We start from the raw sequence: 10,197 nt of genomic DNA on the forward strand, positions 1-10,197 counted from the left end.
GATTTCCAGGGAGACATCACCCTTGAGTGAAGCGCCGATGATTCGCGTGGAAGGCCTGTCGAAGACCTTCCGCGACGGCTTCAAGGCGCTCATCGATGTCGACCTCGAGATCCAGCGTGGTGAGATCTTCGCCCTGCTCGGCCCCAACGGGGCGGGCAAGACCACCCTGATCAGCGTGATCTGCGGGCTGGTCAATCCCAGCGAGGGCCGCGTGATGGTGGATGGCCACGACATCGTGCGCCAGTATCGCCGCGCTCGGGAACTGATCGGCCTGGTGCCCCAGGAGCTGACCAACGAGGCCTTCACCACGGTGTGGGACACGGTGAGCTTCAGCCGGGGCCTGTTCGGCAAGCCGAAGAGCCCCGCCCATATCGAGAAGGTACTGCGCGCCCTGACCCTCTGGGAGAAGCGCAACAACCGTCTACTGGAGCTCTCCGGCGGCATGAAGCGCCGGGTGTTGATCGCCAAGGCGTTGTCCCACGAGCCCCAAGTGCTGTTCCTCGACGAGCCTACCGCCGGGGTCGACGTGGAACTGCGCCGCGAGATGTGGCAGGTGGTGCGCGAGCTGCGCCATCAGGGGGTGACCATCATCCTCACCACCCACTACATTGAAGAGGCCGAGGAGATGGCCGACCGCATCGGCGTCATTCGCCGCGGGGAGCTGGTGCTGGTGGAGAACAAGCGTGCCCTGATGCGCAAGCTCGGCAACAAGGAGCTGACCCTGCACCTCCACGAACCCCTGGAAGGCGTGCCCGCGGCCCTGGCCGGCCATGGGCTGGAACTCGCCGACGAGGGCCATGCCCTGGTCTACAGCTACGACGCTGCCAGCCAGGAGGAGAGCTCGAGCATCTCGGGGCTGCTCGCCGACCTGGAAGCGGTGGGCCTGCGGGTCAAGGACCTGCACACCCGCCAGAGTTCCCTGGAGGATATCTTTGTCAGCCTGGTCCAGGAGCGCGCATGAACCTGCAATCCGTCAAGACCCTTTACCTCGCCGAAATGGCGCGCAGCATGCGTACCGTGCTGCAGAGCATCGTCTCGCCGGTGATCTCGACCTCGCTCTACTTCGTGGTGTTCGGTGCGGCCATCGGCACGCGCATCAGCGAGGTGGATGGCGTTAGCTATGGCGCCTTCATCGTCCCGGGCCTGATCATGCTGATGCTGCTCACCCAGAGCGTCGCCAACGCCTCCTTCGGCATCTTCTTCCCGCGCTTCTCAGGCTCGATCTACGAGATTCTCTCGGCGCCGATGTCCTATATGGAGGTGGTGATCGGCTATGTTGGCGCGGCGGCCACCAAGTCGATGCTCCTGGGGTTGATCGTGCTGGCCACGGCCCGGCTCTTCGTGCCCTATTCCATCGAGCATCCACTGATGATGCTGGTGTTTCTGGTGCTCACGGCCACCACCTTCAGTATGCTGGGCTTCATCATCGGCATCTGGGCCGACGGCTTCGAGAAGCTGCAGCTGGTGCCGCTGCTGGTGATCACCCCGCTGACCTTCCTCGGCGGCACCTTCTACTCCATCGACATGCTGCCGCCCTTCTGGCAGGTGGTGACCCTGGCCAACCCGGTGGTCTACCTGGTCAGCGGCTTCCGCTGGAGTTTCTACGGCATCAGCGACGTCAGCCCGGTGGTCAGTCTGCTGGTCATCCTGCTGTTCCTGGGCACGGCGCTGGCGGTACTGCGCTGGATCTTCAAGAGCGGCTATCGGCTCAAGCCGTGATCTCATGCCCCTACCTTTCGGGCCGGGGCCAGAGTTCCTGATTCTGGGTGACCATCACCAGCGGCCTCTGCCCCTGCCCCCATCCGAATGGAGGGTGCACGTCGATACCGCCCTTGGCTATGCTGCGTGTTGACGCATAGCAATCTGGAGGTGCTGCATGGTCCGATTGAGCCGGTCCTTTTCCCTGCTTCCCGCGGCGCTGCTGTTGGGAGTCACTCCCGTCATGGCGGAACGCGTGGGGGTGATGGTTCTCGATGCCTCGGGCTCCATGTGGAACCGCATCGAAGGCGACATCACGCGCATCGAGGTGGCGCGCGAGGTGATCGATGAGTATCTTCAGGGTCGCGACCCCGAGGTGCCTCTGAGTGTCCTGGCCTATGGCCACAACCGCCGGGGCGATTGCGGGGATATCGAGGTCATCGCCGCCATGGAGCTCCAGGATGCCGATACCCTGGCGGACCAGATACGTGCCCTGAATCCCCAGGGCATGACACCGATCGCCGAGAGTCTCCGTCTCGCCGCCGAGCAGATCCCGCGCACCGCCGAGGCCGCCGACATCATCCTGGTGACCGACGGGCTGGAGACCTGCGAGGGCGACCCCTGCGCCGTGGCAGCGCGGCTGGCAGAACAGGGGATGGCGATTCGCGCCCATGTGGTGGGCTTCGGGCTTACCGACAGCGAGGTCCAGCAGCTCTCCTGCGTGACCGACCAGACCGGCGGGGAGCTCTTCCAGACCAACTCCGGCGCCGAGCTGGCACGCGCCTTGAGCCAGGTGGAGCAGGCCGCCGCCGAGCCCATCGCGGAACCCGAGCCAGAACCCGAGCCAGAACCCGAGCCCATACCCGCTGCCGAGCTGACCGCACCCGATCAGGCCCCGGCAGGCTCGGTGATCGAAGTGGCATGGACGGGACCCGACGATGACAAGGACTACGTCACCATCGTCGAGGCCGGCGCCCCTGAGGGCAGCTACACCGACTACACCCGCACCAGCCGGGGCTCGCCAGTCACCCTCGATGCCCCGGAATAGCCAGGTGACTACGAGGTCCGCTACGTGATCCAGCAATCAGGAAGGACCCTGGCAAGCCTGCCAGTCAGCGTGGGGGCCGGCGAGGTCAGCCTGGCCATCGAGCGAACCGCCGAGGCGGGTGGCGTGGTTACGGTGAACTGGCAGGGGCCGGGACGTTACGAAGACTTCATCCAGATCGTGGCGGCAAACGCTCCCGACGATGCCGAGGCCATCCGCGAGGCACGGGCCAGCCAGGGCAGCCCGCTGCAGCTGTTCGCACCTACTGCAGCCGGCAACTACGAACTGCGCTACAAGGCCAGCGACAGCGGCGAGATACTGGAGCAGATCAAGTTCAGCGTGGAGTAGCGTCCTGCCTGGAGTAGCATGGTGACGGTGGCGAGGCACAAGCCTCGCCGCTTTTCGCTTGCAGCAGGAGCACGACGCTGCTGCCGGTGCGACAGTTGGCGCCGTCAGGCGCCAGATTCATCGTCGATGCGCTGCTGGAGAGCACCCCGCCACCTACCATTACATCAGGTGCGGCTGGAGCCACTGCCGAAGCTGTGGTCCCCTGCAGAAGACCCGGCTGGCGCGTGGCTTCCCCGCCGTTCTTGAAGACGATCAGGGTGGGGATGCTGCGGATGCCAAAACGCCCGGCCAGGGCCTGCTCGGCCTCGGTGTCGAGCTTGGCAAAACGCATGCGCGGCTCGAGCTCCCGGGCGGCATCGGCGAAGATCGGCGCCATCATCTTGCAGGGGCCGCACCAGGCGGCCCAGAAATCCACCACCACCGGTAACTCGCTGCGCTCCACCAGTGCGTGAAAATTGGCGCTGGTGAGTGGCACCGCCTCGCCGGTGAAGAGCCGCTGCTTGCACTTGCCGCAGGTCGGGCCATCGTCGAGACGGGCACGACTGACGCGGTTGATGGCGCTGCAATCGGGGCAGCCGAGAATAACGGAATCAGACACGATGGCGCTTCCTGTAGGAGGGCCTATAACCTCAATATTACCCCGCCCGGTAGCGGCTTCAAGGAGGTGTATCGACGATTTCGAACATGCGCACAGATTGTAAAGATGCGACACTTCAATCGTCGCTTCGCGGCAACGGCTCGGGAAGCCGCAAACGGCTTCGCCTGTGTCCTGGAACCTCCAGGGGATCGCCCCATATGACGACTGATATCGCTGTTGCGCAAGCCAAGATCCATCGGCTCAGTCGACTCTATCTGACCCTCAGCCGCTGCAACAACGCCGTTTTCGAATCGGCTAGCGAATCCGTCCTGCTGGCCTCGGCCTGTCGGATCGCCGTGGAGGCCGGTGAACTGCCCATGGCCTGGGTAGCGATGTTCGATCCACAAGCCGGCACCGTCAGGGTGGCCGAGCACTTCGGCCGTGGGGTGGAGTACCTGGAAGGCATGCAGATCTCACTGGATGCCGCGGATTCCCGTGGCCGCGGTCCGACGGGAACGGCCCTTCGCGAAGGGCATCCTGTCTGGTGCGACGATTTCATACATGACCCTCTCACCACCCGATGGCACGCCCTCGGCGAAAGCTTCGGCTGGAGCGCCTCTGCCGCCCTGCCACTGAGCTGCGAAGGCCATACCGTCGGCGCCCTCACGTCTACCTGACCCAGGCCGATGCCTTCGACGAGGAGACCCGGGAGCTGCTCTGCGAGATTGCCGCCGTGATCAGTTTCGGCCTCGGGCGGTTCGCCCTGGAAGCCGCACGACAGCAAGCCGAAGATCGCCTTCGCGAGAGCGAGGACAGATACCGCAGCATCGTCGAGCATTCCCGGGATGCCATCCTGCTGACCGCAGCCGACGGGCGAATCCTGTCCGCCAATCCCGCCGCCTGCCGGACCTTCGGTTGTACCGAGAGTGACATCCAGGCCCTGGGTCGCAATGGCCTGGTGGATACCAGTGATCCAAGGGTAGCGGCGGCCGTCGAGGAGCGAAGGCGAACCGGCAGCTTCAGTGGTGAATTGACCATAGTGCGACATGACGGGGAGCGTTTTCCGGCCGAGCTGTCTACATCGGTATTTGAAGCACACAACGGTGAGTTGCGCACCAGTATGCTCATTCGGGACGTGACCGAGCGCAAGGAGAACGAAGCACAGCTGGCCTATCTCGCCCAGCACGACTCGCTCACCGACCTGCCGAACCGCCTGCTGCTGACGGACCGCCTGGACATGGGCATCGCCCAGGCCAGGCGTTCCGGGACGTCACTGGCGCTGATGTTCCTGGATCTCGACCGTTTCAAGCAGGTGAATGACCTCCTGGGGCACGAACTCGGTGACCAGGTGCTGCGCCAGGCGGCACAGCGGCTGAAGGATTGCGTCCGTGCCTCCGATACCCTGAGTCGTCAGGGGGGAGACGAGTTTCTGGTCGTGCTGCCGGACATTGCCGGCCCCCAGGAGGCCATCCCGGTGGCCGGAAGTTGCTGGAGACCCTGGTCACGCCCTTCTCCCTGGGCGACAGGGAGGTGGTATTGAGCGGCAGCATCGGCATCGCCTGCTACCCCGAGGATGGAGAGAATGCCAATTCCCTGATGCGCAATGCCGATGCCGCCATGTACGTGGCCAAGGACCTGGGACGCAATCGCCACCTGTTCTATTCCCCGGAAATGAACTAACGAACCATGCCCCTTCCTGATACGAGGCTCTGAATGACACCACGCCCCGACCCGCGAATCCTGCTGCGTCTGCTCGGCCTGCTGCGCCCCTATCGCTGGCGACTGGTGCTGGCGGGAGTCGCCCTGCTGCTGGCGGCGTCCAGTGTGCTGGTGCTGGGTCAGGGCCTGCGGCTGGTCATCGACCAGGGTTTCCTTTCGGCGGATCGGGCCCGGCTCAATCAGGCACTGGGCATGCTGCTAGGGGTGGTCAGTGTCCTGGCGGTGGCCTCGGCACTGCGCTATTACCTGGTCACCTGGATCGGCGAGCGGCTGGCCGGCGACCTGCGACGGCGCGTCTTCGACCACCTGCTGGATCTCGAGCCCGGCTTCTTCGAGGCCAGCGGCGAGGATGGAGGCGGGTCCGGCGAGATCACATCGCGGCTGACGGCGGACACCAGCGTGCTGCAGACCCTCTTCGGTTCCTCGCTCTCGCTGGCGGTACGCAACCTCTTGATGCTGGTGGGGTCGGTGATCCTGATGCTGGTGACCCAGCCCTGGCTCTCGGCCATCGTGCTGCTGGGCATTCCCGCCACGGTGCTGCCGATACTCTGGTACGGCCGGCGGGTGCGCCGCCTGTCGCGCTTCAGCCAGGACCGGGTGGCGGAGCTGGGCCGCTATGCCGGCGAAGCCCTGGCGGGGATTCGTACCGTCCAGGCCTTTCATCACGAGACCATCGAGCGACGCGACTACGGTCGGCGGGTGGAAGAGGCCTTCACCAGCGCCGTGGCACGCACCCGGCAGCGCGCCTGGTTGACCGGCATCGCCATGCTGGTGGTCTTCGCCGCCGTGGGCGTGATGCTCTGGCAGGGTGGCCAGGCGGTGCTCGCCGGCACCATGAGCGGTGGCGAGCTCTCGGCATTCGTGTTCTATGCGGTCCTCGCCGCCGGGGCCGTGGCCACCCTGGCCGAGGTGGCCGGCGACGTCCAACGTGCCGCCGGCGCCGCCGAGCGACTGCTCGAACTGCTGGACACCCGGCCGACCATTCATGCTCCGGTAAGCCCCAGGCCCCTGCCCGAGCCGGTACGGGGCGATATTCGCCTGGAGGGAGTGGACTTCACCTATCCAGGCCGGACACAACCCGCCCTGGCTGGGCTCGACCTGCATGTCCACTCTGGCGAGCGGGTGGCCCTGGTGGGCCCCTCCGGCGCAGGAAAGAGCACGCTGCTTGCGCTGCTGCTGCGCTTCCATGACCCGGATAGCGGCATCATTCGCCTCGACGGCGTCGACCTGCGCGACCTGGACCCTCGAGACCTGCGCCGCAATCTCGGCCTGGTCGCCCAGCAACCCACGCTGTTTACCGGCACCGCTGGCGATAACCTGTGCTATGGCCAGCCCGATGCCAGCCTGGAAGCCTTGCGCGAAGCGGCCCGGGACGCCAATGCCCTGGAGTTCATCGAGGCCCTACCGCAAGGCTTCGATACCTCGCTCGGGCCCGGCGGCGTACAGCTTTCCGGTGGCCAGCGCCAACGCCTGGCCATCGCCCGGGCCCTGCTCAAGGACCCGAGAGTGCTGCTGCTCGACGAGGCCACCAGCGCCCTGGACGCCGAGAGCGAACGCCTGGTGCAGCAGGCTCTGGACCGCCTGATGCACGGCCGCACCAGCCTGGTGATCGCCCATCGACTCGCCACCGTGGTCGCCGCCGACCGGCTGCTGGTGCTGGACGGCGGCCGGCTGGTGGCCGCCGGCCCGCACGAGGCGTTGCTGGAGGCAAGCCCGCTCTATCGCCACCTGGCCGAATTGCAGTTCGGCCAGCACGCCATGCCTCCGGCCGCCGACGGCACCTGAGGCCACGGGAACCCGCCGCGTCGGGCGACGACGGCCTGGGCGGCTCAGAACAGCCCGAGCTGGCGGTCGATCAGAGTCGCGAAGTCGTCGCCGACGAAGGGCAGGATGGCGTCCGCCACCGGTTGCAACTGCCGGGTCAGGTAATGCTCGGTATCGATCGCCGAATGGCGGGCCTCGAGGGGCTCGGGGCCCGCCACCGTCATCACGTAGCGGATCCAGCCGCCGTGCTGGTACTGGCGGGGTCGACCCAGGCGGTCATTGAGCTGGTCGGCGAGTCGTGCGGCACGCACATGGGGCGGCACATGGCGGCGATAATCGTCGAGCCTGCGACGCAGCCGCTTGCGATAGACCAGCCGCTCGTCGACCTCCCCGGCCAGGCCGCGTTGCACGACGTCCTGAACATAGCCGCGCACATAGTCCCGATAGGGCTCACCGAGGAAGACCCGCCGATAGAGTTCCTGCTGGAAGGTCTTGGCAAGCGGCGTCCAGTCGGTGCGCACCGTCTCCAGCCCCTTGAAGACCAGCCGCTCGCTGCCGTCCTCGTCGCGGACCAGACCGGCGTAGCGCTTCTTGCTGCCGGCTTCGGCGCCGCGGATGGTGGGCATCAGAAAGCGCCGGAAGTGGGTCTCGAACTGCAGTTCCAGGGCACTCTCGAGGCGGTATTCCCGGGCCAGGTGATACCGCCACCAGGCATTGACCCGTGCCACCAGCCGTCGACCGATGGCCGTGGCGCGCGCTTCGGAATGCGCGCCGCCGAGCCAGACGAAGGTGGAGTCGGTGTCGCCGTAGATCACCCTGTAGCCATCGACCTCGATCAACTCCCGGGTGGTCTGCATGATTTCGTGGCCGCGCATGGTGATCGACGAGGCCAGGCGCGAGTCCATGACGAAACCACCGGGGCTCTCGGCGCCCTCCCCCTCGCCCAGGTTCGGTGCCACGAAGCCCAAGTGATGCATCCGCGGCAGATAGAGGTGGGTGAAGGCCGCCACCGAGCCGCCGCTGCGATCCGCCGGCATGCCCGTCACGCTGGCGCGCTCGAGCAGGAAGGACAGCAAGTCGGTCTCGGCGAAGATCCGTGTTACCAGCTCGCAATCCTTGAGGTTGTAGCAAGCCATCGCCGGCTTGTCCTCGGCGAACATGCGCAGGATGTCGTCCAGGCGCTGGTAGGGGTTGTCGATGGCCTTGCCCTCGCCGAGCAGGGTCCGGGCGACATTCTCCAGGCTGAAAGAGGAAAAGCACCAGGTCGCGGAGCGCAGCGCCTCGATGCCATCGATGATCAGTCGTCCGGCGGCAGAGGCGAAGAAATGGTTGGGCTGGTGGCCGTGGGCGCGCCACTCCATCTCGGCGCCGTCGCGCCCCAGCCGCAGCACCACCCCCATGCGCTGGGCGTGCTCGTGCAGCAGACGAAGGTCAAACTGCACCAGGTTCCAACCGATGATGGCGTCGGGGTCATGCGCGGCGACCCAGTGATTCAGGCGCTCGATCAGCTCGGCACGGTCGTGGCAATAGTCGAGCTGGAAGTCGAGGCCCTCGGCATCGCCGTTCGGCGGCCCCAGCATATAGACCTGGCGCTGGCCGCAGCCCTCCAGGGCGATGGAATAGAGCTCGCCCCTGGCGCTGGTCTCGATATCCAGCGACACCAGTTGCAGCCTGGGGCGATAGTCCAACGCGGGCTTCAGCTGGGCATCGACCCGGACACCGCTGCCGTCCGGCGTTCCCTGGAACCACACCGGTGCGGTGATGAATCGCTCCATCCGGTAGCGATCCGGCGGCCGGATATCCGCCTCGTACACCGCCACTCCGGCTTCCTTAAGTCGACCCTCGAGCTTCACCAGTTGGCGATACTGTCGGCAATAGAGGCCCAGCACCGGCCGGTGGTGGAAGTCACACAGGGAAAGCTCACGAAACTCGACACGCTTTCCGCCACCCGGCTCAGCGGCCAGCACGGCCTCGGCCCGCTCGCGCTGTTCGACGGGCACAAAGGCCACCGACGACTGTATCGGCAGCCGAAGGCACACCGGCCCTTCGTCGGTCGCCAGCCAGAACGTGACCTCGGTGCCCTGGGGCGACTCCCGCCAGTGGCGTGTCAGGATGAATCCCTGCCGTGAAACCACCACCGCTCCTCATTTCCTGCGTGAGGACGTGATCTTACCGCCGCCGGCGGCGTCTCACACCTCGATCACTAGGTCGGGACTGAACAGCGGTGGATCGAACTCGTCCGGATAACCGCCCGGATTGGCGATGACGCGGGTGCCGGCCACCGCCAGATCCACCGGCTCGTGGACATGACCATGGATCCAGAGGGCCATTTTCCCCATCAGCGGCGAGAGCTGCGAGGCGAAGGCCGGCGAAAGCGAATCACCGCGATAGCACTGGGGAATGCAGGCGGCCAGGGGAGCATGGTGGCTGACCACCACCTGTCTGCCGTCGAAGGGCCGGGCCAGCTCGGTGGACAGCCAGGCCAGCGCCTCGGCGTGCAGCCGTCGGCTCTCCGCCGGGGTGAACACCTCCCCTTGCGGCTGCTCGATGATCCGGTAATCCGGCATCATTCGGAGCGCCGTCTCTTCCGTCAGCATCGGGTCGTGATCTGGTTCATCCGCATACAACGCGAAGTCGGTCCACAAGGTGATACCATGGAAGCGCACGCCGTCGAGGGTGAGACTGCGGTTATCCAGCAGGTGGATGCCGAGCCGAGCCGCCTCGGTGGCCAGCTCGGCGCGCAGGGTCGCCATGCAGGTGCCGTAATATTCGTGGTTGCCGGGCACGTAGAGGACCGGCGTGCCGGCAAATCGTTCGGCGGCCCAGGTGAGCCCCTCGGCCCCGCGGTGAATATCACCGGCCAGCACTACCGCATCGCAGGAAACCTCCGTCAGCTCGCGTGTCTCGTCGAAATGTTCCAGGTGCAGATCAGACAGGACCCTGAGTCGCATATAGCATACCTACCCATTCTGGTGATTTCCTGACCATACCACTTCCGACTTCAAGCACCTCCCCTCGGTGGTCGACAGGACAAAGGAAAAAACAA

At 65.8% G+C, this 10,197-nt stretch carries 8 protein-coding genes and 2 pseudogenes; 7 read left to right on the forward strand and 3 right to left on the reverse strand.

The features are described 5' to 3' along the window. Positions 1–37: 37 nt before the first annotated feature. The 4 genes from ACESMD_RS11395 to ACESMD_RS11410 all read left to right on the forward strand — a co-directional run bounded on the left by ACESMD_RS11395 (position 38) and on the right by ACESMD_RS11410 (position 3,091). Positions 38–961, forward strand: a complete 924-nt coding sequence (locus ACESMD_RS11395) for an ABC transporter ATP-binding protein (RefSeq protein WP_372613244.1) — start codon at positions 38–40, stop codon at positions 959–961. Beyond that, the gene (locus ACESMD_RS11400; protein WP_372613231.1) at positions 958–1,719 is read left to right on the forward strand and encodes an ABC transporter permease; all 762 of its coding nucleotides are present in this window, start codon (positions 958–960) and stop codon (positions 1,717–1,719) included. Before ACESMD_RS11395 ends, ACESMD_RS11400 begins: the two co-directional genes overlap by 4 nt. Positions 1,720–1,876: 157 nt before the next feature. Beyond that, complete coding sequence (locus ACESMD_RS11405; RefSeq protein ID WP_372613232.1) at positions 1,877–2,746, forward strand: VWA domain-containing protein; 870 nt, start codon at positions 1,877–1,879, stop codon at positions 2,744–2,746. 24 nt (positions 2,747–2,770) lie between these two features. After that, the gene (locus ACESMD_RS11410; protein ID WP_372613234.1) at positions 2,771–3,091 is read left to right on the forward strand and encodes a hypothetical protein; all 321 of its coding nucleotides are present in this window, start codon (positions 2,771–2,773) and stop codon (positions 3,089–3,091) included. Between the two features lie 159 nt (positions 3,092–3,250). Here the strand turns inward: ACESMD_RS11410 and trxC are convergent. Continuing rightward, positions 3,251–3,689, reverse strand: a pseudogene (gene trxC, locus ACESMD_RS11415) (thioredoxin TrxC). Positions 3,690–3,886: 197 nt separating this feature from the next. On the opposite strand from trxC, the gene ACESMD_RS11420 reads away from it, so the two are divergent. From ACESMD_RS11420 to ACESMD_RS11430, 3 genes and pseudogenes are all read left to right on the forward strand, one after another. Beyond that, complete coding sequence (locus ACESMD_RS11420) at positions 3,887–4,345, forward strand: GAF domain-containing protein (protein WP_372613236.1); 459 nt, start codon at positions 3,887–3,889, stop codon at positions 4,343–4,345. Continuing rightward, positions 4,249–5,348, forward strand: a pseudogene (locus ACESMD_RS11425) (diguanylate cyclase domain-containing protein). Before ACESMD_RS11420 ends, ACESMD_RS11425 begins: the two are co-directional and overlap by 97 nt. Positions 5,349–5,381: 33 nt before the next feature. Beyond that, a complete protein-coding gene (locus ACESMD_RS11430) occupies positions 5,382–7,172 on the forward strand; it encodes an ABC transporter transmembrane domain-containing protein (RefSeq protein ID WP_372613238.1) in 1,791 nt (596 codons plus the stop codon). Positions 7,173–7,216: 44 nt separating this feature from the next. Here the strand turns inward: ACESMD_RS11430 and ACESMD_RS11435 are convergent, their stop codons facing one another. After that, complete coding sequence (locus tag ACESMD_RS11435) at positions 7,217–9,289, reverse strand: DNA polymerase II (RefSeq protein ID WP_372613240.1); 2,073 nt, start codon at positions 9,287–9,289, stop codon at positions 7,217–7,219. A 51-nt stretch (positions 9,290–9,340) separates the two neighbouring features. Further along, entirely contained in the window at positions 9,341–10,102 is a 762-nt protein-coding gene (locus tag ACESMD_RS11440; protein WP_372613242.1) for a metallophosphoesterase family protein, read from the reverse strand. Positions 10,103–10,197: the final 95 nt, after the last annotated feature.

The organism is Halomonas sp., assembly GCF_041689495.1.
Classification (GTDB): domain Bacteria; phylum Pseudomonadota; class Gammaproteobacteria; order Pseudomonadales; family Halomonadaceae; genus Halomonas.